Origin of the sequence: Gluconobacter sp. P1D12_c (genome assembly GCF_018812105.1) — a bacterium.
Classification (GTDB): Bacteria; Pseudomonadota; Alphaproteobacteria; order Acetobacterales; family Acetobacteraceae; genus Gluconobacter; species Gluconobacter oxydans_A.
In genome coordinates, this window is sequence record NZ_JACSIQ010000951.1 from 1 (window position 1) to 328 (window position 328).

General features: G+C 56.4%; 1 pseudogene. It reads left to right on the top strand.

Features of this window, described 5'->3' with window-relative positions:
• Window positions 1-203 (top strand): annotated as a pseudogene (locus KP705_RS19935) (IS5/IS1182 family transposase); the annotation flags it as partial.
• Between the last annotated feature and the right edge of the window lie 125 nt (window positions 204-328).

A 328-nucleotide genomic window follows, 5' to 3' on the forward strand; every position in this document is an offset into this window, starting at 1 on the left:
CCCGCCACATCCAGCGGTCCAACGCAGGGAAATCGGTGATCCGGTCGCGTGTCGAGCATGTCTTTGCCGATCAGAAATCGCAGACGGGTCTGTTCGTCCGAACCGTGGGTATCACCCGGGCCACCATGAGGATCGGCCTGGCCAATATTATCTACAACATGCGCCGCTTTCTCTTCCTTGCAAGGTTGAACGCGAGCGCGTAGTCATCCAGGGGGGCAGTCCCCGATCTGCTCAAAACGCAGAGCGAAAGCGACCCAAGGAACCGTCAATCAAATCGCCAAAAGCCAGAAATCACGAACCAAGGCACATCAACCAACGGTTCTTCGAT